The 25,442-nt window shown below is 50.2% G+C and carries 31 protein-coding genes and 2 tRNA genes; 31 read left to right on the top strand and 2 right to left on the bottom strand.

The genetic code is table 11. The annotated features are described in order from the left end of the window. The first annotated feature begins 7 nt into the window (after window positions 1-7). The 30 genes from HMPREF1527_RS05490 (at window position 8) to HMPREF1527_RS05330 (ending at window position 23,890) form a co-directional block, all read left to right on the top strand. The gene (locus HMPREF1527_RS05490; RefSeq protein WP_016477712.1) at window positions 8-775 is read left to right on the top strand and encodes a phage antirepressor Ant; all 768 of its coding nucleotides are present in this window, start codon (window positions 8-10) and stop codon (window positions 773-775) included. Window positions 776-1,625: 850 nt separating this feature from the next. After that, entirely contained in the window at window positions 1,626-2,141 is a 516-nt protein-coding gene (locus tag HMPREF1527_RS05480) for a hypothetical protein (protein ID WP_016477708.1), read from the top strand. Between the two features lie 910 nt (window positions 2,142-3,051). Further along, window positions 3,052-3,273 (top strand): hypothetical protein, encoded by a 222-nt coding sequence (locus HMPREF1527_RS07855; protein WP_016477704.1) that lies wholly within the window; start codon window positions 3,052-3,054, stop codon window positions 3,271-3,273. A 64-nt stretch (window positions 3,274-3,337) separates the two neighbouring features. Further along, window positions 3,338-4,390 (top strand): site-specific integrase, encoded by a 1,053-nt coding sequence (locus tag HMPREF1527_RS05460; RefSeq protein ID WP_016477703.1) that lies wholly within the window; start codon window positions 3,338-3,340, stop codon window positions 4,388-4,390. A 160-nt stretch (window positions 4,391-4,550) separates the two neighbouring features. After that, a complete protein-coding gene (locus HMPREF1527_RS05455; RefSeq protein ID WP_016477702.1) occupies window positions 4,551-4,856 on the top strand; it encodes a hypothetical protein in 306 nt (101 codons plus the stop codon). Between the two features lie 9 nt (window positions 4,857-4,865). Next, window positions 4,866-5,288, top strand: a complete 423-nt coding sequence (locus HMPREF1527_RS05450; protein WP_016477701.1) for a Lin1244/Lin1753 domain-containing protein — start codon at window positions 4,866-4,868, stop codon at window positions 5,286-5,288. Between the two features lie 184 nt (window positions 5,289-5,472). After that, a complete protein-coding gene (locus tag HMPREF1527_RS05445; protein ID WP_016477700.1) occupies window positions 5,473-5,841 on the top strand; it encodes a DUF4406 domain-containing protein in 369 nt (122 codons plus the stop codon). Continuing rightward, entirely contained in the window at window positions 5,841-6,332 is a 492-nt protein-coding gene (locus HMPREF1527_RS05440; RefSeq protein WP_016477699.1) for a class I SAM-dependent rRNA methyltransferase, read from the top strand. The genes HMPREF1527_RS05445 and HMPREF1527_RS05440 overlap by 1 nt, the downstream gene beginning before the upstream one ends. Before the next feature lie 388 nt (window positions 6,333-6,720). Then, entirely contained in the window at window positions 6,721-6,903 is a 183-nt protein-coding gene (locus HMPREF1527_RS05435) for a hypothetical protein (protein WP_016477697.1), read from the top strand. Between the two features lie 128 nt (window positions 6,904-7,031). Continuing rightward, window positions 7,032-7,382, top strand: coding sequence for an HNH endonuclease (locus HMPREF1527_RS05430; RefSeq protein WP_035433723.1), 351 nt, complete (start codon window positions 7,032-7,034; stop codon window positions 7,380-7,382). 132 nt (window positions 7,383-7,514) lie between these two features. Then, a complete protein-coding gene (locus HMPREF1527_RS05425; RefSeq protein WP_016477695.1) occupies window positions 7,515-7,946 on the top strand; it encodes a hypothetical protein in 432 nt (143 codons plus the stop codon). Beyond that, window positions 7,882-9,405: a terminase large subunit gene (locus tag HMPREF1527_RS05420; protein WP_156825457.1), complete on the top strand. Its 1,524-nt coding sequence runs from the start codon at window positions 7,882-7,884 to the stop codon at window positions 9,403-9,405. The genes HMPREF1527_RS05425 and HMPREF1527_RS05420 overlap by 65 nt, the downstream gene beginning before the upstream one ends. Beyond that, window positions 9,405-10,808, top strand: coding sequence for a phage portal protein (locus tag HMPREF1527_RS05415; protein ID WP_016477693.1), 1,404 nt, complete (start codon window positions 9,405-9,407; stop codon window positions 10,806-10,808). Before HMPREF1527_RS05420 ends, HMPREF1527_RS05415 begins: the two co-directional genes overlap by 1 nt. 119 nt (window positions 10,809-10,927) lie before the next feature. After that, window positions 10,928-11,959, top strand: coding sequence for a hypothetical protein (locus HMPREF1527_RS05410; RefSeq protein WP_156825456.1), 1,032 nt, complete (start codon window positions 10,928-10,930; stop codon window positions 11,957-11,959). Window positions 11,960-12,151: 192 nt separating this feature from the next. Continuing rightward, a complete protein-coding gene (locus HMPREF1527_RS07580) occupies window positions 12,152-12,628 on the top strand; it encodes a hypothetical protein (RefSeq protein WP_016477691.1) in 477 nt (158 codons plus the stop codon). Window positions 12,629-12,642: 14 nt separating this feature from the next. Beyond that, on the top strand, window positions 12,643-13,527 hold the full coding sequence (locus HMPREF1527_RS05400; RefSeq protein ID WP_016477690.1) for a phage major capsid protein: 885 nt from the start codon (window positions 12,643-12,645) through the stop codon (window positions 13,525-13,527). 1 nt (window position 13,528) lies between these two features. Then, window positions 13,529-13,915, top strand: coding sequence for a Gp19/Gp15/Gp42 family protein (locus HMPREF1527_RS07575; RefSeq protein ID WP_016477689.1), 387 nt, complete (start codon window positions 13,529-13,531; stop codon window positions 13,913-13,915). Next, window positions 13,915-14,262: a hypothetical protein gene (locus HMPREF1527_RS05390; RefSeq protein ID WP_016477688.1), complete on the top strand. Its 348-nt coding sequence runs from the start codon at window positions 13,915-13,917 to the stop codon at window positions 14,260-14,262. Before HMPREF1527_RS07575 ends, HMPREF1527_RS05390 begins: the two co-directional genes overlap by 1 nt. Further along, a complete protein-coding gene (locus HMPREF1527_RS05385) occupies window positions 14,255-14,548 on the top strand; it encodes a hypothetical protein (RefSeq protein ID WP_016477687.1) in 294 nt (97 codons plus the stop codon). Before HMPREF1527_RS05390 ends, HMPREF1527_RS05385 begins: the two co-directional genes overlap by 8 nt. Before the next feature lie 2 nt (window positions 14,549-14,550). Next, window positions 14,551-14,916: a hypothetical protein gene (locus tag HMPREF1527_RS05380; protein ID WP_016477686.1), complete on the top strand. Its 366-nt coding sequence runs from the start codon at window positions 14,551-14,553 to the stop codon at window positions 14,914-14,916. Between the two features lie 2 nt (window positions 14,917-14,918). Then, entirely contained in the window at window positions 14,919-15,500 is a 582-nt protein-coding gene (locus tag HMPREF1527_RS07570; RefSeq protein ID WP_016477685.1) for a hypothetical protein, read from the top strand. After that, window positions 15,500-15,772 carry a hypothetical protein gene (locus HMPREF1527_RS05370; RefSeq protein WP_016477684.1) on the top strand — a complete coding sequence of 91 codons (273 nt, stop codon included), beginning with the start codon at window positions 15,500-15,502 and terminating at the stop codon, window positions 15,770-15,772. The genes HMPREF1527_RS07570 and HMPREF1527_RS05370 overlap by 1 nt, the downstream gene beginning before the upstream one ends. A 14-nt stretch (window positions 15,773-15,786) precedes the next feature. Beyond that, window positions 15,787-16,173 (top strand): hypothetical protein, encoded by a 387-nt coding sequence (locus HMPREF1527_RS05365; RefSeq protein ID WP_035433718.1) that lies wholly within the window; start codon window positions 15,787-15,789, stop codon window positions 16,171-16,173. A gap of 18 nt (window positions 16,174-16,191) precedes the next feature. After that, entirely contained in the window at window positions 16,192-18,450 is a 2,259-nt protein-coding gene (locus HMPREF1527_RS07565) for a hypothetical protein (RefSeq protein ID WP_016477682.1), read from the top strand. Further along, window positions 18,447-19,301, top strand: a complete 855-nt coding sequence (locus HMPREF1527_RS05355) for a hypothetical protein (protein WP_016477681.1) — start codon at window positions 18,447-18,449, stop codon at window positions 19,299-19,301. Before HMPREF1527_RS07565 ends, HMPREF1527_RS05355 begins: the two co-directional genes overlap by 4 nt. Further along, window positions 19,301-19,762 (top strand): hypothetical protein, encoded by a 462-nt coding sequence (locus tag HMPREF1527_RS05350; RefSeq protein WP_016477680.1) that lies wholly within the window; start codon window positions 19,301-19,303, stop codon window positions 19,760-19,762. Before HMPREF1527_RS05355 ends, HMPREF1527_RS05350 begins: the two co-directional genes overlap by 1 nt. Before the next feature lie 3 nt (window positions 19,763-19,765). After that, on the top strand, window positions 19,766-22,201 hold the full coding sequence (locus HMPREF1527_RS05345; protein WP_016477679.1) for a phage tail protein: 2,436 nt from the start codon (window positions 19,766-19,768) through the stop codon (window positions 22,199-22,201). A 15-nt stretch (window positions 22,202-22,216) separates the two neighbouring features. Further along, window positions 22,217-22,504, top strand: coding sequence for a hypothetical protein (locus HMPREF1527_RS05340; protein WP_016477678.1), 288 nt, complete (start codon window positions 22,217-22,219; stop codon window positions 22,502-22,504). A 14-nt stretch (window positions 22,505-22,518) separates the two neighbouring features. Continuing rightward, window positions 22,519-22,812, top strand: coding sequence for a phage holin (locus HMPREF1527_RS05335; protein ID WP_016477677.1), 294 nt, complete (start codon window positions 22,519-22,521; stop codon window positions 22,810-22,812). After that, entirely contained in the window at window positions 22,805-23,890 is a 1,086-nt protein-coding gene (locus tag HMPREF1527_RS05330; protein ID WP_016477676.1) for a GH25 family lysozyme, read from the top strand. The genes HMPREF1527_RS05335 and HMPREF1527_RS05330 overlap by 8 nt, the downstream gene beginning before the upstream one ends. Before the next feature lie 371 nt (window positions 23,891-24,261). Here HMPREF1527_RS05330 and HMPREF1527_RS05325 read toward each other — a convergent pair. After that, window positions 24,262-24,351 (bottom strand) — tRNA-Ser (locus HMPREF1527_RS05325). A 37-nt stretch (window positions 24,352-24,388) separates the two neighbouring features. Beyond that, window positions 24,389-24,479: transfer RNA gene (locus HMPREF1527_RS05320), tRNA-Ser, on the bottom strand. A gap of 208 nt (window positions 24,480-24,687) precedes the next feature. Between HMPREF1527_RS05320 and HMPREF1527_RS05315 the strand changes: the two genes are divergently transcribed. After that, complete coding sequence (locus HMPREF1527_RS05315) at window positions 24,688-25,422, top strand: trimeric intracellular cation channel family protein (protein WP_016477675.1); 735 nt, start codon at window positions 24,688-24,690, stop codon at window positions 25,420-25,422. Window positions 25,423-25,442 lie beyond the last annotated feature (20 nt).

The raw sequence follows: 25,442 nt of genomic DNA, 5'->3' as shown, positions 1-25,442 counted from the left end.
GGTGTACATGCCTACAGATACCTTGACTATCTTTACTAGTGCCCAGTTTGGAAAACTGAGGGTCTTGCCAACTGATAAAGAACCCTGGTTTGTAGCTCGTGACGTAACCGATTCTCTTGATCTCGACAGGACCGCAATTAGGCGCCTAGACGACGATGAAAAGGGTGTGCGTTTAACACACACCCTTGGCGGTAAGCAGGAAGTAGCCTATGTAACATTTCCGGGACTGCTTTCGCTTACCTTCTCTTCTCGAAAACCTGAAGCCCGTGAATACAAACGCTGGGTCACCCATGAAGTGCTGCCAGCCATACATCAGACCGGCGGATACCTTGCAGCGCGTGCTGATGATTCCCCAGAAGACATACTCGCCCTTGCCCTTAAGGTGGCAGACGCCACTATCAAGCGACGAGACGAGCGTATTCGGCACCTAGAAAGCGAAAGGAGGACTCTTATGCCAAAGGCATGGTTTTATGACGCGGTAACTGAAAGTGACGACACGATCCTTATAGGCGAGCTCGCAAAGCTGATGCGTCAAAACGGTATCGGTATCGGTCAGAACCGGCTTTTTGCCTGGATGCGAGAAAACGGATACCTAGGCAAATACGGAAGTCACAGAAACATCCCTACTCAGTACGCAATGGACATGGAGCTCTTCCGAATCAAGGAGTCCACAATCCCTCGCTCTGATGGATCCTCAATGATTAAAAGAACTCCGAGGGTTACCGGTAAAGGGCAAGCATATTTTTTGAAAAAGCTTAAGGAGGAATGGCTGTGATTACGAAGGAAGAGCGTCAAGAGGTAGCAGCACGGCTACGTGACGTCAGAATTACACACCGTAAAAATAAAGATGACATTCTTCTGTGGTACACGTCGCTTTGTCAAGCAGTGGGCGGCAAGAAAGATCCTTGGTATGGGATTTATGCGCTATGTAACCGCCTTGCTGACCTTATAGACCCAACATGCACAGCATGCGAGCAGGGCTGGCGTGTGGTTTGCTCGATGTGCGGTAGGGCTTTACCCGATGGAAATTATTGCCATCATTGCGGCGCAAGGGTGGTGAGCGAGAGTGAAAGATCATAGTGCAGTAACGTGTTACAGAGACGCCTTTCTCTTCTGTTTAATCTTGCTTCTCTCGGTCTTCTTAGAGCCCCTTTTGGACGTCCTTAATCTTTGGGACGTCCTTTTTATTCCATCAATCGTCCTTATCGCTTTGATTTATGGCTATGGCGTTTGGTGGCTCTGGTCACAACTTAAAGCTGAGGAGGGCATATGAGAGAAGCCATTTTGTTGTCATGTTTGGTAGTTGTGCTCACCTGCGTTATTGCAGCCGGCACTATGAGATGGGACTAGCTATGGAACCATTACTTTCCGGAGTTGTAACTCCGGAGGAATTGACTGATTTTAAACAGCAATCCGCACATCAGGAGCCAAAAGAAGCAGTTGTTAGGCTCTTGGCCCCATCGGGGAGTACTGCACCTCACTCGATTGTGATTCGCTGCCCCATTGAACTTCGCGGGACATATGAAAAGTGGCTCGTAAGTGTTGGGAATCGCAACCAATGGGACGCAGTCGTTAAAAGCTGGCTGGAATAAGCGCTTACAACGTGCAAACAATAAGGAGCAATAATGCTGACTAAACAAGAGCGCGAGGAAATCACGCGGAGAGTGAAAGACGAGCTAGACAGAGACTACATAGATTACACGGTTTTTTACAGAGCAATAACTGGCAAAGACGTTTCGATTGGCAAATCTTTAGATTATGACAATCGAACGATGTTTTCTATCATCCTCGACCTTTGCGACACGTCGAACATGATCGAGCTACCACGCGATAAAGACGGCGTACCGATACACATTGGTGATACCGTCTGGTATGACGGTGAAGTTTACAAGGTGTCAAGTATCAGATATGACGACATCGGACTTTTTGGCATAGAAATATATATACGCCGTAATACCGAGAGGTTCCGCGCTTTTTGGCGCAAGCCAAGTGAAATCACCCACGCTGACCCTATCAGCGAGTATGAGCGCATAGCACAGGAGATTGAGGAGATAGCAGCTGGAAGCAGCGGAACTGTCATAGCTGATGACTTGCGACTCGTCGCCAAGGAGATACGAGAGCTTAGTGATAGCAATGACTGAGCGCCAAGAGATAGCAGAGCGGCTACGTGAAAACAGCACTGCGCACACCGCCGACGAAGCGTTACAGATTATCTGCAAGTGCACCGTTAGAGCAATGAGGGGCTCCAAATCAGTTATGGAAGTTCTTGCTGACCTCATAGATCCTACATGTCACGTGGTCATCTGTGGTCAATCAGACAAATACCATGCCTGTAAGACGTGCAGCGAATGTCACTTTGGATGGCATGAAGACATATATGACAAGGACTTTTCATTCTGCCCTAACTGCGGTGCAAGGGTGATACGAGATGAAGCCTAACAACTTCCGCGTTCCCGTAGCAACGGTTGGGCGCAAACCAACAGCTGACGAACTGTACTTGAAAGCGTTGATAGCAAAGCATGAGTGTTTGATTGCATACCTGCAAAGTAATGTCACGAATCAAGCTCTCGAAAAATGCAGATACGATTTCGACGCAGCAATCGCGTATTACAAGCAACTAGTTGAGGAGGGGCGATGAAAGAAGAGGAATATGTCGGTGGCGCCGATGGTAACGGTGGGTATTGGCTCACAGACGAGCTAATTGTGAGATGTCGAGATTGTAAGTACATAGAGACAGTTGATCTAAGTTCCCATTTTGATGGAGACCATAGGCACGATCAGCAGCAATGCACCCGTCTTCGTAGTCTCGATTGTTTTACCATGCCGGTCGATTTAGATGACTTCTGCTCTTTTGGAGAGAGGAAGAGCAATGCGTAGCTGTGAAAATTGCATATATGCAAGATGTCTCCTCGCATCTTCTCCTGGAATGTCTGATGTATGGATATGCAAGGCCCGCGCCGGTGAGATACAGACGCGTCTAATCTTACGTGCCCTTACATGCATAGCATACAAAAGTAGATACAGACTTCGTGTTAAAAGGAAGAAGGAGAAATGACTGATAAAGAAACCCTTGCACAGACCATCGAAAACATAGAAAAAGTATTTAGCCAGTTCCGTCTAGCATGTATGCACTATTGCGGCATTCTCGCCGATGAAGTTTGCCAAGCACCAGAACCCATTATGAAAGCAGCCGAAGATGCAGAAAAAGCCAATCGTGAAACGCAACGCCAAAGGGATATGGTGCTGCAGGCTATATCTCGGAAGAGATATTAATGGGAAACCAATACAGCCATACACATCATTTCCCGATGCCGCTACCGAGTCAGAAGCTCAAGCTATGGCCGAACTGTGGGCTGCTCATCTCACTATAGACGGCAAGGTAAAAAGCACTAAGCTCGTCTCTCTTCTCGCCGAATATATCGATATTAAGAAGAACAACGGAGCGAGCCCCAATACCATACGTCAGTATAAGACCTTCACGAAAATCCACATAAGCAACTACCTTGGCGCTGCTGATGCTCGTGAGCTCACATCATCTGACTTTACATCATTCGAGCAACAGCTTCTAAAGGATACTAAGTCAGGTGGTGAGGATCTCTCGAGAAACACGGTAATGTGTCTCCATCAGTTTCTACGTGGAGCTTATAACTATTTTGTATCAGCAGGCGGAATATGTGAGACGAATCCGCTCTTTAATACAGCCAAGCCCTCACGAGAAATACACGAGGCAACGACACTAGAAGAGTGGAGTTTCACCGAAATAGATCATGCACTTACCACAGAGCTTGAGAAAGCCTTTACCAGCAATACCTTTACCCTCAAAGCTGCTCACACCTTCGCTGCATGGTTGACCCTTAGGACGGGTCTCAGGTGTGGCGAGGTATGTGCTCTTCGGCGTAAAGACGTTAACCGGCTGCAGGGCTACATACACGTTGGTGGCACTGTCATTGAAGAGCCGCGTAAAGAGCCCTATAGACGTGATGTGACAAAAGGTAAGAAGTGCCGTAATGTCGCTATAACTGATTCAGACCTTTTAATGATCAACCGCTATCTAAAGCTTCAGACAGCTTTTCTTACGGATGTTAGCGGAGTATCGCCGCTAATTACTGCTAACGGCTCATACGCACGCCCCACGAATGTCTCACGCTCTTTCACACACTTGAGACGCTCTCTTATACTTCCGGCGAATATTACGTTTCACTCACTTAGGCACACGCATGCCTCGTGGTGCTTGGCTAACGGAGTCGATCTTAAAACGCTTTCGGAAAGATTGGGACACGCCGATGAAGCCACAACCCTCAGAATCTACGCACACGTGCTCCCTGGGCGTGACAGAGCAGCTGCAGAGACGTTTGAGAGGGTTTCACGCACACTTTTAGACGCACGCTAAGTTTTTAGGAGCATTTGCAATAAGTTGCAATAGGCATTTTTTAGCAGTTTTTACAAAGTACTAAAAATATCTGTTCAACTGTATGTTCTCTTAGCACCCGTCTTTATTTGACAGATAAGAAGTAATTATCTGTCAAGCCATTAGAAAGGACTAATGTTTGATGAAAATATCAGAACCGATGCAGAGTTTAAGGGACGCTCTTTCGGTGCGCCGCATTGACTGGGAAGATAAGTCAGATTGTGTGAACCGTGGAAGCTCCGGACGCTACGTAATCGAGCGCACGCTCTTTCGTAGTGGCAATGAGACCATAAGTGCCATCTATGCCTATAACGAGGACTCCTGCGGCCGCTATGGCCTTACCTACGGCTGGCCTGACATGGTTGAGGTTATGCCCTTAGATGACATCGACTATGTAGATCCAAGACCTATGACGACAGATCAAATACTCGAATGCATTATCGCTTAAGGAGAAATCATGAAAAAGCAAGACATGTATGACAGCGATGTTATGGCAGCTCGTCCGCTTGAAAGCTTCCTGCACGATTCAAATGCTCACGATGATATGAAGATCAAGCGTGTGCGCTTTCGCCTGGGGAAAGAAGGCGTATGTACCTTCTGGCTTCTCTGTGAAGCCTTAGCACTCACTGACGGACACATTCTCTCTTATAGAAATGACGAAGACATTTTGACATTGATGGACTATCTCTGGTGTGAAAGTTTCGAAGAAGTCGAGCGCAATTTATCGTGTTTCGCGGACGTTGGACTCATCAATTCCGAGTACTTGCGCGATGGTCGGATTGTATCGGAGAGGATGCTTGAAAATGCTTTCCAGGTTGGTAAAAAGAGGGCTGCGGGAGCAAAAGCGGCGTCTAATAGATGGGCAAAAAAGAAGCAATGAACAGCATATTTATACGACCGTATAGCGACCGCATATACGGTCGTAGTACGACCGTTATACGACATCGCATTACAAAGATAAAGATAAAGATAAAGAAAAGACTTACTACTAAACCTTACTAGTAGTAGGCGAACACATGTATCAATGATTTTGGAAAGAAAAAAGAACAGAACAGGAGTGAACAATGAGCGAGACGAAACCAGAAGATGTCTTCAGAGGAGAGCAGTGCTTCATTTCAGGTCCCGTCACCGGCGTTGAGAATCGCAACAAACCAGCTTTCGACGCAGTTAAGAAGTGGCTACTCTACGAAGGGGCTGAGGTTGCATATAACCCAACTGAAGATATAAACCCAGATATAAGTTGGGAAGAAGCTATGCGTACATGCATTCGAGTGTTAGCTGAATATCCCTTCAGTGTGCTCGTATGCTTGCCTGGATCACTTGAAAGTTCTGGTTCGACTCTTGAGCAGTCTATTGCCGAAGCGCTCGATATGAAGATTGTGTATCTTGACCAATCTGCAGTAGACAAACTCAAGGCAGAGGTTGGTGTGTAATGGGGTTCGGAGGGTATGCCTCGGCGCTTGAGTTCTTCGAAGGTGTCAGGGCCGCAGCAACAGAGGCTGATAGAACTTGGCGCGAACTCTCGGTCATGCAAGCGTCAGAGGGGGTTAAGGCTCAAAGATACACATCGGCTGTAGCACCTGGATCAAACCACGATGTGATGGGATTGGTTGATAAGCGCATCGACTATGAGCGCAAACTCCACCGCCAGCTTGAGCAGGACTATGCACTCATAGGCACTGCCTGCGAGGTACTCTTTGGTAAGGATTGCAAAGGATCAGGAGGGATTGAGAGCCTGCTCGGCTCTGACTATGCCAGCGTGCTTTACTGGCGCTATATCGGCCACATGAGCACACGGGAGGTCAGCAGTCTTGTAGGGTGTTCAGCAGCAACGTGCATCACCATGACAAACGTTTCACTAGAGACGTGCGACTCGCTTGGATTTGATAAGGTCATCAAAGGTGCTGGAAGCGATGAGGGATAGCGGCCAATGTGGTGTTTTACTGCCTTTCAATTGTGTAGAAATTGTAAACCAATACATAAAAATAACTTGCTATATATAGGTAATAGTTATATACTATATATAGCAGGAGAGGAGGTGAGAGATGGAAGAAAAGATATGGCAGCTATTCCTCGCAGTCTTCACAGCAGTAACCACAGTAGCAGTCGAAAAGATTGCAGAGGAAATAAAAAAGTCCCACCCCGGTAAAGAGTAAGGACTTTAAGCCAAGGGGTATCAGTTCCAGCTGGTACCCCAACTAGCTCTAGACTACCACAAAAGGAGCAGACAATGAACAACATAATCCTCATACTGGCAACCGTAGCAATTACCCATATTGCCTATCGATGGATACGCCGAAAGGAGAGATAGCATGTCAACAAGCGATGCGCAGAAGAGAGCTTCAGCAAAGTACCGGAAGCGCAATGTTAAGACAGTGGCAATAAACTTCTATCCTTCCGAAGCAGATCTATATAGCTATCTCACCGCACAAAAAAACCGTTCTGGATACATAAAGGACCTTATCAAACAAGATATGGAGAAACCAAGGAGATAGACAAAGAAATTCTTTGCTGAACACTTTGAACGCAAATTGTGCAAATATGCTAGTGTGCGATAGTTGTCGGAAGTCAGCGCATCACTTTTAGGTGGTGCGCTTTTTCTTTAGCTTTTGATTGGGGCGTCATGGCAAAGAACGTACGGCAGACCAATGGGAATGCCCGTCGAAAGCTTAGGGCATGGCTCATGGCTCAGCAGTTGCCTTGCGCAATTTGCGACGAGCCAATCAACTACAGCCTGCCGGCAAACCATCCAGATGCCTTCGAGGTGGATGAAGTTGTACCGGTATCACGATACTGGTTGAGGTTGTACAACGCTCAGCAGCGCTGCTGGGCGGGACCCTATGAATCAGGACAGGCGGCAGCCCTGGACCGTGCCAACGTACAGGCTGCTCACAGACATTGTAATCGCGAGAAAAGTAACAAAGTCGTTCATGGGATGAACGCCGGAAAAATATACCGTTCTCGACAGTGGTAAGGGGCGTGTTAACCCTCCCCGCCCAGGTAGTAGCGGCACTCTCGGCGGCATAGAGCCGTTTTTTCAGACCGTCCAAACAATGGGTGCACGCCCTCATGTGCACATATGCACGCTTACAGAAAAGGAGGTGTAATGACGCCACAAAACCCGCTGACCCAGTCAGAAATTGACTACATTCTGAAAGCCAAAGAACAACATGTCCCAAATAAGAAGATTGCGGAGACATTAGGCCGGTCTATCAGGGTCGTGCAGAAGTACGCCGCAAAGTACAGAAAGCGTGAAACAACGGTCAAAGATGCCCTCAAAGAGCTGCCTGGCGTCTCGTATGCAGTCCCATTCCGTGAGGGTGAACGGCAAAATACTGCCGCACGTCTCAGAGAAGAACGCAATCTGCTCAGGGAAAGCTTACTTACTGCCGAGACGAGAAACATAGCGACCATCGCAAAAGAGTATCGAGCCGTCTGCATGCAAATTGAAGAGTTGGAGGGAGCAAAGGTCGATGACAAGCAAGACCGCACAGACGACCCACTTGAGCGCTCCCTCAAGCTCGTTGTTGGATCCTAGGTATTGTATCCATGAACCCTATGAAAAATCACTGTCGCCGCTCGTAGTCACACTCGCCGACCAAGCAAATGTAACATTTGCTGACTGGCAACTAAGAGATTTGGAAATCATCGCCGCCGTTGATGAGCAGCTCCAGTTTGTACAGAGAATCATCGGCCTTGCCATCCCGCGTCAAAATGGCAAAACGACAATCATCATGTGGTATTCCATCATGCTTGCCATGGTTTTTGGAGCACGGATTCTCTGGACGGCGCACAACTATTCAACAACCATGAAGACCCTTGAGGACTTCCGAAACATCTTGGGAACGAAAGTTCACGATTCTGTTCGTGGCATCAGGTACTTCAATGATCGCCTTTGCAGAGTGTCATCTAAGACGGCGCAGGAAAGCTATACGTTCAAGCCTTATGCAGCCGATAAGAACGAGGGCTTCATTGCCTTTTCAACCCGTACTAAGACAGCAAACCTTGGCAACACCTTTGACATTGTCGTCATCGACGAGGCACAAGAACTTTTGCCTGAGCACGTCCAGGCTCTTTTGCCAACAACCTCAAGCGGTCCTATGGAGAACCCGCAGTACATCTATATGGGCACACCTCGCCGCGCAGGATCTGTAGCAGACAAGTTTGAAAAGATGAGATCACGAGCCCTCGCTGGAACCGACGTTGAAAACACTTGCTGGATTGAATATGGGCTTGAAGAGGTAGGAGACGTCTCAGATGAAAGCCGTTGGTATAAGGCAGCGCCTTCTCTTGCCGCCGGCATCGTTAACGTCACTGCTCTGCGTGAGATACGCAAGCAGATGGACGATTTGCAATTCGCGCAGGAGTGCTTGGGCGTATGGCTGACGCCGCAGGAGCTTGCAGGAGGAGCCGGAGCGCCTCTTATTGACAAGGAGACGTGGGATGCCTGTAAAACGCACTGTGCGCCGCAGGGAAAACCTACAGCCTATGGCGTCAAGTTCTCCGTCGATGGCACATACTTCGCGGTATGCGTGGCTGTCAAAGAAGATGATCACATCCACGTGGAGCTTGTCGATAAGCGTGCCAGTATCGGTGGGAAGAAGGCGCTTGCCGATTTTGTCACAAAACGAGCGCAGACTGTGCCGGTAGTGATTGATGGCAAGGCAGGCGCCGAGTCGCTTATCAAGCGCATCGGTGAAGCCGCTCCTGAAGAAAACCTCATAAGTCCAACGCCAGCTGATTTGGTAACGGCAAACGTTGACTTTGTCGACGCTGTCAGTGAGCAAACACTTACCTGGTATGAGCCGGACATCCTAGATGAGGATGAAGAAGATGAGCTAACAAAAGCGATAACCCAATCGTATAAACGCCCCATTGGCCGTACGGGCGGCTGGGGATTTGATGGTGAGGGTGCAGCTGTAGCAGAAGCTGCGACCCTCGCCTTTTGGATGGCAAGCCAAGTTGAAGACGAAGAGGCTGGGGAGGTCTACTTCTGATGATCGACAGAGGACTAAGTGCGTCTATGGCCGCTGCAGCCAACTTATCACCTAAAAACCGTGAGACTGTCATGGAGCTTGTGGAGGTGTGGCGCAGGCATTACTACCGAAACCGCCTTCGCGACAAGTACTATGCCGGAGACGTCAAGGTTAAAGATCTGGGTGTTTCGGTATTGCCGGAGATCTCCTGTAAGCTTGATCCCAGAATCGACTGGGCCGCGAAATGCGTTAACTGGTGGGCGGACCGCGTGCAGTTTGAGGGCTTTAACTCTACAGACAATGCCATAAAAGACGAGCTCTATGCAATTGCTCATCAAAACGATATGGACAACCTGGTTCGTAAGGTCACCATGAGTTCACTTCGCCATTCGGTAGCCTTTGTGAGCGTCACTTCCGGCAATACAGAGCTTGGTGAGCCTGATGTCGTGGTGTCGGGATATCCTGCCACAGCGGCGTCAGCTCTTTGGTCTGATGCCTTAAAGCGGATCACAGCGGCGCTTGTAGTTGTTGACGTCGAGTGGAACCGTGCACATAACATCAAGACACCCAAGCTGGTATACGTCTTTACCGATACTCAGTTCATAGTACTCTCTCTTGTCGATGGGCGCTGGGTAGCTGATGAAGCAGAGCATGCCATGGGACGAGTTCCCGTAGAGCAGGTGGCCTACCACGGGACCTTGGAGCATCCCTTCGGTACTTCCCGTATCACCCCGACGGTAATGAGCCTTGTTGACGATGCGCAACGTGAGATCATGAACATGAGCGCAACAGCTGCTTTCGCTTCTGCCCCACAAAAGTTCTTTATGGGAGCCGATAAAGAACAGGCGAAAAAGATCGCAGAGACTCCTTTTGGCGCCTTCATCGGGTCGATCTTCGTTGGAACGCCAAATAAGAACAAGCAAATACCGAACTACGGACAGCTCCCTCAGCTGACCATGCAGCCGCACAGCGACTACATGAGACTCTTGGCATCGATGTTCTCAGATGCAACAAATGTGCCTTTGTCCTCACTCAGCTTCACGACCGCAAACCCGACATCCGCCGACGCGATCATAGCTAGCCAGGAAGACGCCATTATTGACATCAACAGTTATATCCTAGCTTGTAAGCGCGCCTTCACGAATGTCGCTACTATGGCGCTCTCGGTGACCCATGACCTGAACTTCTTTGAAGCTCTCAAGGCCTATGACATAACGACACTGTTTGCTAAGCCGGAGACGCCCTCTCCGGTATCTATGTCCGATGCGGTCACTAAGCGCGTAGCGGCCTTCCCATGGATGGCAAACTCCGACGTACCTCTGCGCGACCTCGGTTATAAGGATGACGAACTGAGGGAGCTTCAAGCCGACCGCAAGCGCCTGGCTGCACAGAACCTTGTTCGGGAAGCAACGCAAAGTGAGTAAACATGAATATCTCTAAGCAGGCGATGGATGCATATCACAGCAATCTATCCAAGCTGCAGGGCAAGGCCAAGCAGGCATTCGAGAAGCTCGTAAGCGCCGGTATCAAGGTCAACCCTGACATGTCTGATAGTGAGTTTATGGAGCTCATCAGCAACTCCCTTATCAGTACGACCCTCTCCTATGGGGATGCTGCAGGGTCTGTAGCCCTTGATTTCTTCGAGGAGTCTACAGGCCTCGAGGCGAAGAATACCGATCTTGCAAAAGTACCGCGTTTTGTTAACGACAAGTACCGCGAGAAAGTCGATCAATACGCTGCCAATAATGCTTTGCATGGAGATGAGTTCATGGAAGCCTGCGGCAACATCATGCAAAGCGAGGTTCTACAACAGGCGAACAGAACGATGATAAACGCCGGCAAGCGCTATGGTTTGAGGTTTGCCCGCGTACCGCAAGGCGGCGAATGCGCTTTTTGTGCCATGCTGGCGTCCCGCGGATTCGTATACTCAGAGGCTGGCGCCAACTCCCACTATCACAACCACTGCAAGTGTAAGGTGGTTGCCGGCAAGCCTGGGACGAAGGTCGGCGGATACGACCATACGAAAACAGAGAAGAGTTTCAATACCATCTGCAAGAATCTCGGTATCAAGGAAAGCCTTGAGGAAGTCGAAAACAACAAAGAGTTGAGAGACAAAGTCCTTGCAGAAGCTGGTAGGAGAAATAAAGACTGGCTCTATAGAGGAGAGGTAACGAAACCTTGGTACATCAAACCACGTGAAAAGCTATCGGCTGATGAGAAACGCGGGATAGATATCCTCTCCTCAATGGGATTCAGTCCTGTCGCGCTACCTGAAGATGCACCGGATGGCAGTAAGAACATTGATTTTTGGCTTCGAGATCAGCACCTCTTCGTTGAGCATAAGAATGCAGGTGGCGGTAAACATTCCATTGAGGATAACCTCGGATCCGCTAAAAAGAAATGGGACAACCTGAAATGCGATCAGCCAAAAATTGTGATCCTTACAACCGAGGGAAGCACTCGCTCATATGAAGACGACATGAGATCTATCAGGAGGTGCAAAAGATACTATGACGAAGTATGGTACGTCCCTCCGGGAGGAACAGACTTCCTGATTATAAAAAACGAGGGTTGACCCCCCCCATTACTGGGCAGGACCAACCCTGTTAACCACAATATACCACAGTTCCCGCTAGTTTAACGGCAAAACACGAGATTCTGGTTCTTGAGATCTGTGTTCGATTCGCAGGCGGGAAGCCATTATGTGTAACCAACCAGCCGCACGGCTGGTTTTTTATTAGGCCGCACGGCCGGAAAGGGGCAAGAAATGCCAGACCCAACGACAGATCCAGCGCTTGAGCCAACTGCCGATCCGCAAGCTGCACAGCAAGCAGGCGAGAATACGCTCGAATACTGGAAAAGCCAGGCACGCAAATGGGAGAAGCGCAGCAAGGAAAACTCAAGCGCCCAAGAAGAGCTTGAGCAGCTCAAAAACTCCCAGAGCGCAGCACTTGAAGAGGCACTCAAAAAAGCGAAGACAGCTGAAGAGGAGCTTGCCGCTCTTAAGTCAACGGAGGCAACACGAGCTTTGAAGGCTAAGGTTGCCGCTGATGTCGGCATTCCGGAAGCGCTCATCCATGGTGCCACCGAAGAGGAGATGCGCTCTGCTGCAGAGGCTATGGTTGCGTATTTCAAGCCCAAAGCGGGGGCAAAGGTCCCCAATCCCGGCAAGTTCACTATGGGAAGTCCAAACGACGATCCCAAGCGTGAAGTTGCCGCACAACTATTTGGCCATACCAACTAACGAAAGGAATCATCATGGCTACTCCGTTTTCTACTACCAACATCAAGCTCCCTTCTCAGGTTGCTGACGAGCTCGTTAGCAAGGTGGCGGACACCTCTGTGATTCAGACACTCTCCGCCTCCTCTCCTGCTATCTTTGCCAACCGCTCCTCTATCCTCTTCACCAAGGATCCTGAGGCGGAAGTCGTCGGCGAGAATGCGCCGCACAATCCCTCCGAAGCTAAGACAGAGCCTATCGACCACATCATTAAGAAGCTGTCTGTCACGGTCCGCTTCTCCGATGAGGTTCGCTGGGCTGATGAGGACAACCAACTCAAGATTGTCGACGCCATCGTCGACAAGTCCTCCGCCGCCCTCGGCCGTGGTCTTGACTATGTCGTCTTCCACGCCTTAAATCCGCTTACCGGACTGGCTGTTGCCGGCCTGACTGCGCTGACCGCAGGAGCCACTGCAGTGACCGCTACGACTGACGCTGCTGCAGACCTCGATACGATGGCCGACAAGGTAGACCAGGGATATGATATCTCCGGTCTTGCACTCTCTAAGACCCAAGCCTCGGCGCTTCGCAAGGTTCGCGTCAAGAACACTGGACTGCGTCTCTTCCCCGAGATTCCGCTAAACCTTAAGACCGGCTCTGTTGATGGCATCCCGGCTGCAACGTCCAATACCGTTTCCGGCGCCCTTGCTAAGACGCCTACCAAGGTGCTTGCTATCATGGGAGACTTCTCCCTTATCAAATGGGGCATCGTCCGTGATATCAACCTGGAGATCATTGAGACCGGCGACCCCGACGGCCTTGGCGATCTCAAGCGCTTGGGCCAGATCGCCTACCGCGCTGAGGTCGTATACAGCTGGGCTGTTATCGATCCCAAGGGCTTCTCCGTCCTAAAGAGTGCCTAACATGGGCGCCAAAGCCCCGGAGCATCCCTTTGCCACGCTTGATGACCTTAAAGCACTCTATCCAGCGCTTGAAGACAGTGAGAGGGAGCGGGCTCAAAGCCTGCTCTCTCTTGTCACTGCCGCTGTTGCCTCTCTTTGCGATTGGGCTGATAAGGATCCAGCTGTGCTCAAGCTTGTTGTCTGTCAGGCAACGATACGAGTTTTGCAAGCAGGAGAAGAGACGCCTATCGGCGTAACCAGTCAGTCTTGGATGGCGTCACAATTTCAAGGTTCGACATCGTATGCCAATCCCACAGGAGATATCTATTTCACGACGTTTGAGAAGAATCTGCTTGGGGTTGATGAGGGAGACGTGCTCTACGCAAATCCCTTGCCAAAGGAGCCGTGATGTATCACCCAAAGATGACATTGTTTGTAAAAGAGCGCACATCGTCCGGTAAAGACCGACTGGGCAACGAGACTTTTACGTATGCTGAGCCGGTACCGGTCGAGGGATGTATGTTTGCCCCCGGCCAGCCAAAAGACCTTGTGATTGAGCGCCCAGAAGGCGTTGAGATCAGGGCAACCGCCTACTTCCCAAAGGGATGGGCTCAAAGGCTTAAGAAGGCCAAAGTCAGTACAGATGGCAAGCTGTGGCTTACGGTCATCGGAGAGCCCGTCGAATACCCGGATAAGATGTTGCCACCTCGGTGGCCGTGGCGCTGCATTGTACCTTTAGGAGCGACTGATGGCTAAGACATACAGCGCATCCACTGCTCACGGTACGGTGCATCTACGTTATGAGCCAAGCAAGCTTGATGAACTGCTTAAAGGCGACAAGATGCAGCGAAAACTCTTAAGAAAAGCTGAAAAGGTAAGAGATCGCGCAACGTCCATGTATGGAGGACGCCGCTATGGGGCACGTGTGACCGTAGGAAAAAAGCGTGCTCACGGCGTTGTCTATACCGCCGACAGACATGCTATGAGATCAAACGTCTTACATAACACACTGCAGAAGGCTCTGGGAAACAGTAAAGGATAACTATGATCTTTAGCTCTATGGAGTTTATGGTGAAGTGGGTATCCGAGACGCTCAAAGTCCCCTGCTCGACTAGGGTTCCTCGTGATACTCCGAACACCTTTACTCAGATTGACCGTACCGGTGGAACTATGGATTATCCACATGATAGCCCTGAATACACTGTGTCAATCTGGGCTAAAAGCGAAGCTGAGTGTGAGCAGCTTGCTCACGAACTCGCAATCGCACTTAAACTAACGCCCCCTACTGACAAACACATCAACCAGGTTGATGTTCCAAACGTGTTCAGCTATGGGGTGCAAGACGGTGGCTATACCACTTGGCAAGTCACGTTTCAAATGCAAATAAACATCAAAAATGAGGAGGTCTAATTATGGCCGTTGATGCAAGTAAAGTATTAGTCGGTGCTCTTGATCAAGAGACCACGGGGGCGGTTTTGGATGCCCCCGTTGGTACTGTTCTTCCGACTGATGTAACAGGCGCTATTAACGCTGCTTTTAAGGATTCGGGCTACGTCGATAGCGATGGTGTACAGCTCACTACCGACTTCTCGACAAAAGACATCACCGAAGCAAATGGTGCAGCGGTGCGACAACTCTTAGAATCGTTTAACGGTGAGATTAAATACACCGAACTCGAAATGAGTGAGCGTTCGCTTATCCGCGCCTTTGGCTCCAAGTCGGTAACTACTACTCCCGCAACAAATAGCCACGGCACACAAATCAAGCTCGCCATTGGCGCGCGACTGCCTGAGGTTCGCTCTTGGGTTTACAAGATAAAAGATGGCGCTGCGAAGGTACTAATCGTTATCCCACGCGGGCAGGCAATTCCACCGAGTGAGATGACCTTCCAAGCTTCTGAGCCTATCAAGGTGCCCATCACACTCAAGTGCCAGCGTGATGCCGCCGGCAACAGTATCTATATCTATCTGGACGATGGAGTCGTGACCAAATAATGCTGAAACTCGTAACCAAGCACGCCACACTTGACGTTGAGGTCAATGGTAAGGTGTGCCATATCCCACTTGAGCCGACACTAGCAGATGTACGCCGTGCCGGCATGGTAATGCCGGATACAGAAAATCTCGAAGCCGTTGAGTGGTTCATCCGCTTTCTTGAGCCCTATATGCCTAAGGTAGAAGAGCTCAGTGTTACCGATTTGTCGGTACTTATGAGTGAGTGGAACAAACTCCGTACAGATGCCGGAGGCGCTACAACGGGGGAATAATAAGTCTCGCGTGTTTGGTTGTCGAGCACACCGAGGCACTTGAGTATGACCTTATGACAACAACAAGCTTTACTCTGGATGATTTGGGAGGGCGTCTTAGTTTTAGGGCGCTCTCCTCTTTTGTGAAAAGACTTCCCAAAACAAGTGAGACATGGCAAGAACTCAATCCTGAGTATGCCGAGTTTGCAACATGGGAGTCGAGCGCAATCATTCCTCAGCTTCTGGCCACGATTTCCGATCAGTTGAACTGGCTGATGTGGCTTTATAGCTCAACCAACTCGACCAAGAAACAACCGAAGCCGAAGCCACTTAAGCGTCCGGGAGTCAAAGAAACAACAAAGCGCTATGGCAAAGACCCAATCCCCATCAGTGAATTTAACGACTGGTGGGACAACAACTAACCCTTATAGGAGGTGAACATGGCTAACACAGAGGTAGGCTCCGGGTACATTTCTATCATTCCTTCCTTAAAAGGGTTTAATAGCAATGCAGCGTTTGGTGCTTTTAGTGGCATGAAGCTTGCTGCCCTCGGTGTAACTGCCTCAGTCGCCGCCATTGGATCGGCAGTTGTTGCTGTCGGAAAACAGGCTTTTGACTCTTATGCAAACTTTGAGCAGCTCTCCGGTGGTGTTCAGAAGATCTTCGGCAGCGCGTCTGACCAGGTAATGAAAAATGCGCAAGACGCCTATGCTATTGCCGGCGTTTCCATGAACCAATACATGGATCAGCTGAATAGCATGGGAGCAGCCCTCAAGCAATCCTTTGGCGGCGATGTCGTCAAGGCCGCAGCCGCGGGCAACATGGCGATCACCGATATGGCAGATAACGCCTCTATCTTCGGAACTAATCTTCAGTCCGTCCAAGATGCCTACCAAGGCTTCGCCAAGCAGAACTACACCATGCTTGACAACTTGAAGCTCGGTTACGGCGGCACGAAGACCGAGATGGAACGTCTCATCAAAGACGCCAACGAGTTCGAGAAGGCAAACGGCCGCGCCGGAGATCTTACGATTGAAAAGTACGGCGATGTAGTCCAGGCAATACATGACATCCAAGAGCAGCAGGGTATTATGGGCAACTCTGCCCATGAGGCATCCGAAACTATTCAAGGTTCTATTCAGACCATGAAGGCGGCTTGGGAGAACTGGCTCACTGCTATCGCCGATCCCAACGGCGATATCGAAGGCATGTCCGAGAAGCTGCTTAAGTCGGTAGGAGATGTAGCCAAGAACCTGATCCCAACGATTGCCCGTATTACTCAGGGGCTCTTTGCTTCACTTCCTGGAGTCATTTCAGGAGTCAGCTCAGAGCTCGGCAACCTTATCCATACCGTCATTGAAAATATCGACTTCAAAGCCATAGCCCAAGGCATCGCCGATGGGCTGCGCGGGGCCTTTGATGCCGCAGTGTCTCTGCTTGGCTCTCTACCGGAGCTTGCCGGTAGTCTCACACAAAACTTAAGCGGGCTTTTTGAGGGCGTTGACTTGAGTAGTATCGGTACAGATATTGCTGACAGCATCTATAACGGCATTACCGGCTTTATGGATGCCAACAAAGTTGCTATTGACCGGTTTATTGATGTCACCGGTATTGATGTCTACGCAATATTTGGTTCACTGGAAGAGGAGTTTAGCTCCATCTTTGACTTCTTCAGCCAGCTTGGCGAAAGCATCAGCAACGTACTTAGTGACTCTGACGCCATAAACCAAGTCGGTGAGATCTTCCAAAGTGTAGGCGAAATCATCACTACCGTCTTAACAGGGATGATTGATCTTACGGGATCACTCTACAGCATCCTTCAACCCTTTATTGATCCTCTCATTCAGCTTGGCGTTTCTATCCTCCCGGTCATTAACGCTGCCCTAGGGTTGCTCAATGGCGCTTTCAACCTTCTAGTATCGGTTCTGCAGGGTGTGTTTGCCATGCTTCAACCAGTAGCAAACATACTCGGCGCTGCTTTAAGTGTGGCAATACAGGCGTTGCAGCCGTTACTTTCTGCCGTCAGTGCAAATCTTTCAAACCTTGGTAGTGCCTTTACGATACTGGGCAATATCGCCTACTCAATATTTTCTGCTATTGGCACTGCCATATCCGGATTTGCAGCCTTTGCACAATCAGCATTTTCTGCATGCTCAAGCGCCGTTTTTGCCGTTGGTAATGCCTTCCACTCATTTCAGTCTGCTGTGGGAAGCGTCATCGGTAACGTACGTAGCAAGGTTCAAGGAGTCGTTGACTTCATCGCAGGTGTTCCCGGTAGGATTATGGGATTCTTCAGTGGTATGCACATTGAGCTACCCCATATCAAGCTTCCACACTTCTCGATTACAGGCAGCTTCTCTCTTAATCCACCATCGATACCACACCTTGGAGTGGAATGGTATGCCAAAGGAGCCATTCTTACCAAGCCGACTATCTTCGGCTCAAATCGCAACGGCCTTATGGGCGGTGGTGAAGCAGGCGACGAAGCAATACTGCCAATCGACAATCTTAAAGGCTATGTCGTTGATGCTGTCGAAACCGCTGATACCGGACAAATCAACGTTGTAGAAGAACTCCGAGCACTCCGCGATGACATTCGGAGCTTGAAGATCTACATGGATGGCCGCGAAGTCGGAGGAATTGTCACTCCCTACGTTGATGCAATCCTTGGTGAGAGAAAGGTGGTGGCGTATAGATGACAGCCGAAATTGTCGTAGGCGGTACACCTCTCTGTGAGACCTACCAATGTTTTCTCACCTCATATAACGATGATCCGCCGGAGCAAAAGGTCTCGCATGTAGAGATACCAGGTTCCGACGGCATCATCGATCTATCTGAGTGGATGGCCGGCAGACCCCTATTTGAGACACGCTCGATTGATTTCACGCTTTATCCGATTGAGTGCGACGGATGGGAAGACATTGAACAGCTTCTTACTGCTCTTAGAAATTATCTGCACGGCAGAACCTATAACTTTACTCTCTCATGGGATAAGCCCTATACCTATCGCGGACGCTTTGAAGTTGTGTCTCAAAAGCTCTACACAAAGACCGTTGGCGTAAAGATTAAGGTTACGTGTGACCCCTACAAATCAAAAGGAGTCTATGAGTACGTCCTTAACGGAGAGCTCGGCAAAACCTACATCGTAAACGGTCCCGCTAAGGTAGTTACCCCAGTAATAACTTGCACCACTTCTACGATCATCAACATCAACGGCCAAAGCTTTGCTTTAGACGCTGGTTCTTGGGTAAATGAAGATGCTAAGTTACACAACGGCAAAAACATTGTTGTGGTAAACACTACTCCCAACTACGGTACAGCCATATGGCGCGACTATAAGGGTGACACGTGGAGCAAGTATGAAAGTCTGCGTTTTGGCTATATGGCCAGAGCCGGCATCGGTCGCCTTAAAGGCATCAAGTGGTCTGCCTATACAGGCAGGACATGGGACAGCATACACGGTATGTGGCATGACAACGCTTATGTTGGCGACAACGAATCTCACGATGGCAACGACATAACCCTTACCTTTGAATGGAAGGATATCTGATGAGTACCAAGACAAAGAATCTCAAGCTTATAAAACCTGATGTAACCGACGAGGTTACGCAAACCATAAAGGACCTGGCAACAAACTTCGATTTGCTCGATGCCCTCTATCCGGTAGGCAGCATCTACCAGTCTACCAAGCCGACCGACCCCGGAACCTTCCTCGGCGGTACCTGGTCGCCTATCAATGGCGTCTTTTTGCTGGCGCAATCTCAGAAGCACCCAGTAGGCTCTACCGGCGGCGAGGAAGAGCACACGCTTACTGTGGCTGAGATGCCTTCGCACAACCACGATACTTCCATGCACTATGGCACCGACTGGGGCGGCGGTAACCAGTGGTCAGCGGCATCTGCTGACACACACACTGACTACCGCTTTAGAGTAGACGCGACTGGTGGCAACCAGCCACATAACAACATGCCGCCTTACAGGTCAGTCTTCATGTGGGAAAGGACGGCATAACCGATGTATGCCATGAACTATGCGGGGCAAGTGCTCCACAACCCGCGTACCGATATACAGGTCATAAGCGCAGAGCTGAAAGAAGAGTCGGGACAATCCCCGACTCTTACTTTTAAGATTGCACCCACACACCCGCTTTGGTCTACTTTTGGCCATGATGCAGTCATGGCAACCGAGCGTGAAGTCGAACTTAAAGAGATTGAGAGCGGAGAGATCCTTTTTCGCGGCCGTATACGCTCTGTATCCATGGACATGGATGGACAGAAAAAGATCGTTTGCGAGAGCGCTATGGCCTACCTCAACGATACGACCGTACGGCCTTACAAGACCTATGACACGCAAGAGATCGACTGCCCTGTCAATGCTCCACAAGAAGCCGATAAGCTCTTTTCATGGTTTATCGACCAGCACAACAAACACGTAGCAAATCGCTGCTCAACATTTCGTATTGGCATCAATGCAGGCATTGATTATGGACGTCTGCAGCGTGGCACTGGAAGTCGTCCGACCACGATAAAAGAGATGCGCGACAAGCTTACAAAGCTCTGTGGGGGCTATTTCCGCGTGCGATACGATGACTACGGCTCTGTTATCGACTGGCTACCTTCTCGCGGTGCTGCGGAGTCTACACAGGCTGTAGAGCTCGGGCAAAATCTTTTAGATCTCTCAACCGGCGCTGACGGTAAGGATATCTTTACGGCTGTTGTGCCAGTTGGAAAAGCAGGCGAGGGCGAGCACGAGCACGACGTTACCATCGATGATGGAGAGCAAGACGGCGTGTATGTAGCCGTCAGCCCTGACTACTATATCCTTGGCGACGCAATCGTTGATAAGACTAAATCAGAGCGCTACGGAGTCATCGAGAAAACCGTCCAGTATCGAGACATAGCCGACAAAAAGCAGCTCGCCGAGAAGGCTATGGCCGAGCTCGCAGCAGCGCGCTTTGATGACGCTATCGAGGTGTCAGCCTTTGACCTGCACTACGCAGATAAGAGCATTCGACCTATTAACTTCCTCGAAAGAGTGTCTGTCGAGAGCAAGCCGCACGGACTGTCTCGCATGATGCTTTGCGTGGGCCGTACGATTGATATCTGTGACCCCACTCACACAAAGTATAAGTTCGGTGCCATTGCATCTACGCTCACTAAGGAAGGCACAAGCGCACAAGACGACGCAGACGCTCAGCAACGACGCGTCACAGCGCTCTCAGCGTCCACTCGCACTATCGCGGAGGACACCAAGAAAACCACTATTAAGGTGGCAGAGGTAGATGACCGCGCTGTCAAAGCTGACAAGAAAGCCGAGGAAGCCAAAAAGACCGTTGTCAAAGTGGAAGAGCAAGTCACTACGGCGACTAAGAAGGCGGATGCCGCGGCGTCTAAGGTGGAAGAAGTAAGTACCAAAGCCGAGAAGGCAGCGCAAGCCGTCACGACGGTTGTATCTGATGTTGCAGCGGCTAAAGCAGCAGCTACGGAAGCCAAAGAGACCGCAGAGGCAGCCGGTCAAGAAGCACATGACGCCAAGACACAGGCCAAGACTGCGGCCACGCAAGCTGCAGCAGTAGACGGCAAGGCAACAGAAGCAAAACAAATGGCCAGTGCAGCCGGTACAGTTGCCACACAAGCTGAAGAGACGGCTACAGCCGCTAAGCAAGCAGTAGATAAGCTCGGTAATGCTTTTAGCACTGACGCAGACGGAGCGCACGTAGGGAGCAAGTCAAGCGCTCACACGACAGTTGACCATCAAGGGCTACATGTCATGGATGGTAATACGGAGCAGACCTCTATTACCAAAGGGTTGATTGAGCTCGCAAAGAACAACGTATCGGCTGTCATCAAGCTTTGCGCTGGTGCATTGGTAATCAGTGCAAAGAAGATTAAAGACAGCGTTGGGGAGTGGTTGTGTGTCGAATGGCACTCGGAAAGTCTCCGCATCAAAAATGAGCAAGATTTCTACGTAACGGCTCTACGGGCTGGAGTTAACGCACTTACTCTCGGCCACAGCTCGCGCATCTCCTTTGATGCCGAGCAGTACGTTATGAGCTATCACGAAGATGACCCATCGCAGCGTACAGCGGCCGGAAGTTTTGCTCACATGGTAAACCTGCTTACCGTCACGCCATGGGTCACGATGAAGGTAACAGATGGCTCAAATGTCATACCTCGTGCATATGTCAAGTGGCGTATTTATGGTGGTTTTTTGCTCTTGGATGTATACGTTCCGGCCGGATACTCCGGTGTGCACACCGTTGAGAAGCTTCCGGAGAAATGGCGCCCGGCTGACAGCAACTACGTAGTACTTGCAACACAGCAAGCGCAGTCTACAGCTGGCGTATGGGTTGATGGCGTGGGCGGCTCATACGGCGATATATGGGTTTACAACAGCAGCTCTGGGTACTGTAGTGGGCTATGCCTTGTCATGCCTAAGGCTTTTGCGTAGGGGAGGTGAAATCACATGGAAGATAGTGAAATCGCCACCGAAGTTGCCAAACTACAAGATCGTGTAGAGATACACGATAGACGGCTTACTGAGCACGGAAAGCAAATAGATCAGCTCCGGATGGACGGTATTGCAGTGCGCACTGAGCTTAATAACATCTCCGCCATGCTTGGCGAAATTAAAGGTGACCTTAAGGAGCTGAAAGAGAGACCGGCCCAGAGCTGGCGAGACGCAATAAAGCAGCTGACACAGCTCGTGATAGCTGCAATTTTTGGTTATTTTTTCAACCGTTTTTCACATTAGAGAAAGGATCAACCATGATCAATTTAACCGTACGTATGAAGAATAAAGCTTTTTGGTTAGCCATTGTGCCGGCTGTACTTTTGCTTGTGCAGGTATGTGCGGCTCCCTTTGGCTATAAGTGGGATTTTGTCGTACTGAACCGCCAGATTGCAGACATTATCAATGCCGCTTTTGCGGTGCTGTCGATTTTGGGCATCGTCAATGACCCGACTACACAGGGTCTCGGCGACTCTGCACGCGCAATGACATATACAAAGCCATCTGAGAAGCCAACTCATACTGCTATGGAGGGTGGCACTAATGCTTAAGGGTATCGATGTCTCCGGCTACCAGTCCATAAGTGGCGGTACCTATGACAGCAGCTACGTGGAGACGGCTTACAGCGGCTCTGACTTCGTGATTGCCAAAGCAACACAAGGCACGCGACCAATGAATAGCTATATGACGGCTCAGCTTGAGCGAGCACTTTCTGACGGAAAGCTGATTGGCGTATACCACTACGCAGACGGTGGAGACCCCGCAGCTGAAGCTGACGCTTTCCTCGACCGTATTAGTGGCTATATCGGCCGCGCTCTCTTAGCACTCGACTGGGAGACTACTGACAACGACGCCTGGGGCTCCACGACCTGGCCGCGCCGCTTCGTTGATAGGGTACACGAGCGTACCGGTATATGGCCGGTGGTATATACCTATCCGGCTGGACGTCCTCACGTGGCATCGTGCGCGAGTGATTGCGCTTTGTGGATTGCAGGCTATCCGGACAATCGCTTCTCGTGGGAGCTGCCGGAGATGATTTATAACACCGGCGCGTGGCAAGATTGGACCATTTGGCAGTTCTCAAGCTCAGGTGGTCGATGCGACCTTAATGTGGCGCAAATCGAGCCTGCTGGCTGGGCGAGAATTGCAGGTGGCACCGATACCGCCTTTACCCCGCACTGGGTACACAACGATTATGGCTGGTGGTATGCGCTAAGCTCTACGACGTGGTACTACGATTGCTGGGCGTTTATTGATGGCTATTGGTACGCTTTTGATAAGGACGGCTATGCTCGCAAAGGCTGGTACTTTGACGGTGAGCACTGGTACTATCTCCGCGAGGTCGAAGACGGCTACGAGTGCTCTATGGCTGTTGGTTGGCAGGATGTCGGACGCTATCGCTATTACCTCAAGCCGGATGCGGGCGCTCCCATGGGTGCTATAGCTACCGGGCTTTTTAAGGTTGACGGCAAGATGTATCTTGCCGGAGAAAATGGCAACCTCTTAGACAAGGGTGTACATGTGTTGGACGGCCACGCTTACGCTGTGGCTGAGGATGGCTCGGTACTGTCTGACAGCACCGTGCAGGCTGACACAGACGCACAGGGACGCTTGACAGCATTGCACTAAGGCTCAAGTGGTATACTGTAACTGTTGATTTTTGGGAGCAAGCTCTCCTCAAACAAACCCCCTCTCGCTTCGTGCGGGAGGGGGTTTTTTATGCCGGTTTTACCATTACAAATGAGCAGGTAAACGGCTTACTACAATCGATTTTAAGAGCTTAAACTACAGTAGCCGGAGTATCACAGCCGGCTATTTAAGCTCAAAAATGATTGATTCTTTGATAAATACACTTTGTCCCTTTTCTGTCCCCTACTTTGTCCCGAGAAAATGAAAAGACCTGTTCAGGCATTACGTACAAATTGTAATGTTTAGACGAATTGAACCTTTTTAGAGTTTATAAAACCACAGTTAAAACCGTATGTCTGAAACAAACAACATGGCGGAGGAGGAGGGATTCGAACCCTCGTACCCCCGAAGGGGTAAACGGTTTTCGAGACCGCCGCATTCGACCACTCTGCCACCCCTCCAAGGGTGAAACGGCGCCCGCAGGCGCCGTGAAAGCTCTGGCGGAGAGTCAGGGATTTGAACCCTGGAGACGCTTTAGGCGCCTACACGATTTCCAATCGTGCTCCTTCGGCCACTCGGACAACTCTCCTTATAAAAGTGCATGCGTCAGTATAACTGAATTTTACACAAAACGCACGGTCATTTTTGCTTTCCGTTAAAGTGGCGAGAAAAACACAGGTATAGTATGGGTCTGCTTTGAAATCACCGCGCAGCCGCAGACTTCGCTATCCTTTGTTAGCTATCCTTTGTGTAGTGGTTGTGTCGCGCTTATGTGTGTCCGTTCTTGGGAGGTCAGGATGCCGCCGTTCTTCTCGCCCTGTGGCATGGATTATATTTCCGTAGCCGTGCCTTCATGGCTTGACCTTACAACGGTTATCGTCGGCGCGCTTGCAGGCATTATCGTGGCTCGCAAACGTCACTTAGATCTTGTAGGTTTCGTAGGTTTAGGACTTCTGGGAGGCCTTGGTGGAGGGCTCATCCGTGACGTAATGATGCAGCATGGCGGCGTCTATATGCTCGATAGTCCCTATGCCATACCAGCCGCTGTTCTCACGGCTCTTATTGTCTTTTTCTTTCCGCGGCCACTCGACAAATTTCCGCGCGCCCTCGAATGGGTTGATATCATCTCCGTTGCTTTGTTTGCCGTAGTCGGCACCGACAAAGCTCTCATCTATCATCTGCTTCCCATGTCCATCATCTTGATGGGGTCTATCACCGGCGTGGGTGGCGGCATGCTGCGTGATGTCTTTTTGGGCGATATCCCTCGCATTTTTCAGCGCAGCAATCTATACGCGTTTTGCGCTGTAGCGGGCTCCACATCGTATTGGGCGGCCGTAACCTACGCCCACATCTCAAAACCGTGGGCAGCCGTCCTGTGTGTCATTGTCACAGTTGGCCTGCGCCGCTGGTCACTTCATTACGATGTGCTTTCCCCCGCCGACGTCGATTTGACCCCTCATGTCATGGAGCGAGTCCACAAGTTCCGCGCAAAGCCCAACTCAAAGCTCACGCAAGAAAAGCCCGAGGACTGAGAATTTTTCTCGCCCGCTCT

The sequence above is a fragment of the Atopobium sp. oral taxon 199 str. F0494 genome (genome assembly GCF_000411555.1).
Lineage (GTDB): Bacteria > Actinomycetota > Coriobacteriia > Coriobacteriales > Atopobiaceae > Lancefieldella.
This window is presented reverse-complemented; position numbering and strand designations above follow the sequence as displayed.

Coding starts and splice junctions, on each gene's coding strand:
- HMPREF1527_RS05490 (WP_016477712.1), top strand. CDS start 8: ATGCCTACAGATACCTTGACTATCTTTACTAGTGCCCAGTTTGGAAAA.
- HMPREF1527_RS05480 (WP_016477708.1), top strand. CDS start 1,626: ATGCTGACTAAACAAGAGCGCGAGGAAATCACGCGGAGAGTGAAAGAC.
- HMPREF1527_RS07855 (WP_016477704.1), top strand. CDS start 3,052: ATGACTGATAAAGAAACCCTTGCACAGACCATCGAAAACATAGAAAAA.
- HMPREF1527_RS05460 (WP_016477703.1), top strand. CDS start 3,338: ATGGCCGAACTGTGGGCTGCTCATCTCACTATAGACGGCAAGGTAAAA.
- HMPREF1527_RS05455 (WP_016477702.1), top strand. CDS start 4,551: ATGAAAATATCAGAACCGATGCAGAGTTTAAGGGACGCTCTTTCGGTG.
- HMPREF1527_RS05450 (WP_016477701.1), top strand. CDS start 4,866: ATGAAAAAGCAAGACATGTATGACAGCGATGTTATGGCAGCTCGTCCG.
- HMPREF1527_RS05445 (WP_016477700.1), top strand. CDS start 5,473: ATGAGCGAGACGAAACCAGAAGATGTCTTCAGAGGAGAGCAGTGCTTC.
- HMPREF1527_RS05440 (WP_016477699.1), top strand. CDS start 5,841: ATGGGGTTCGGAGGGTATGCCTCGGCGCTTGAGTTCTTCGAAGGTGTC.
- HMPREF1527_RS05435 (WP_016477697.1), top strand. CDS start 6,721: ATGTCAACAAGCGATGCGCAGAAGAGAGCTTCAGCAAAGTACCGGAAG.
- HMPREF1527_RS05430 (WP_035433723.1), top strand. CDS start 7,032: ATGGCAAAGAACGTACGGCAGACCAATGGGAATGCCCGTCGAAAGCTT.
- HMPREF1527_RS05425 (WP_016477695.1), top strand. CDS start 7,515: ATGACGCCACAAAACCCGCTGACCCAGTCAGAAATTGACTACATTCTG.
- HMPREF1527_RS05420 (WP_156825457.1), top strand. CDS start 7,882: ATGACAAGCAAGACCGCACAGACGACCCACTTGAGCGCTCCCTCAAGC.
- HMPREF1527_RS05415 (WP_016477693.1), top strand. CDS start 9,405: ATGATCGACAGAGGACTAAGTGCGTCTATGGCCGCTGCAGCCAACTTA.
- HMPREF1527_RS05410 (WP_156825456.1), top strand. CDS start 10,928: ATGTCTGATAGTGAGTTTATGGAGCTCATCAGCAACTCCCTTATCAGT.
- HMPREF1527_RS07580 (WP_016477691.1), top strand. CDS start 12,152: ATGCCAGACCCAACGACAGATCCAGCGCTTGAGCCAACTGCCGATCCG.
- HMPREF1527_RS05400 (WP_016477690.1), top strand. CDS start 12,643: ATGGCTACTCCGTTTTCTACTACCAACATCAAGCTCCCTTCTCAGGTT.
- HMPREF1527_RS07575 (WP_016477689.1), top strand. CDS start 13,529: ATGGGCGCCAAAGCCCCGGAGCATCCCTTTGCCACGCTTGATGACCTT.
- HMPREF1527_RS05390 (WP_016477688.1), top strand. CDS start 13,915: ATGTATCACCCAAAGATGACATTGTTTGTAAAAGAGCGCACATCGTCC.
- HMPREF1527_RS05385 (WP_016477687.1), top strand. CDS start 14,255: ATGGCTAAGACATACAGCGCATCCACTGCTCACGGTACGGTGCATCTA.
- HMPREF1527_RS05380 (WP_016477686.1), top strand. CDS start 14,551: ATGATCTTTAGCTCTATGGAGTTTATGGTGAAGTGGGTATCCGAGACG.
- HMPREF1527_RS07570 (WP_016477685.1), top strand. CDS start 14,919: ATGGCCGTTGATGCAAGTAAAGTATTAGTCGGTGCTCTTGATCAAGAG.
- HMPREF1527_RS05370 (WP_016477684.1), top strand. CDS start 15,500: ATGCTGAAACTCGTAACCAAGCACGCCACACTTGACGTTGAGGTCAAT.
- HMPREF1527_RS07565 (WP_016477682.1), top strand. CDS start 16,192: ATGGCTAACACAGAGGTAGGCTCCGGGTACATTTCTATCATTCCTTCC.
- HMPREF1527_RS05355 (WP_016477681.1), top strand. CDS start 18,447: ATGACAGCCGAAATTGTCGTAGGCGGTACACCTCTCTGTGAGACCTAC.
- HMPREF1527_RS05350 (WP_016477680.1), top strand. CDS start 19,301: ATGAGTACCAAGACAAAGAATCTCAAGCTTATAAAACCTGATGTAACC.
- HMPREF1527_RS05345 (WP_016477679.1), top strand. CDS start 19,766: ATGTATGCCATGAACTATGCGGGGCAAGTGCTCCACAACCCGCGTACC.
- HMPREF1527_RS05340 (WP_016477678.1), top strand. CDS start 22,217: ATGGAAGATAGTGAAATCGCCACCGAAGTTGCCAAACTACAAGATCGT.
- HMPREF1527_RS05335 (WP_016477677.1), top strand. CDS start 22,519: ATGATCAATTTAACCGTACGTATGAAGAATAAAGCTTTTTGGTTAGCC.
- HMPREF1527_RS05330 (WP_016477676.1), top strand. CDS start 22,805: ATGCTTAAGGGTATCGATGTCTCCGGCTACCAGTCCATAAGTGGCGGT.
- HMPREF1527_RS05315 (WP_016477675.1), top strand. CDS start 24,688: ATGCCGCCGTTCTTCTCGCCCTGTGGCATGGATTATATTTCCGTAGCC.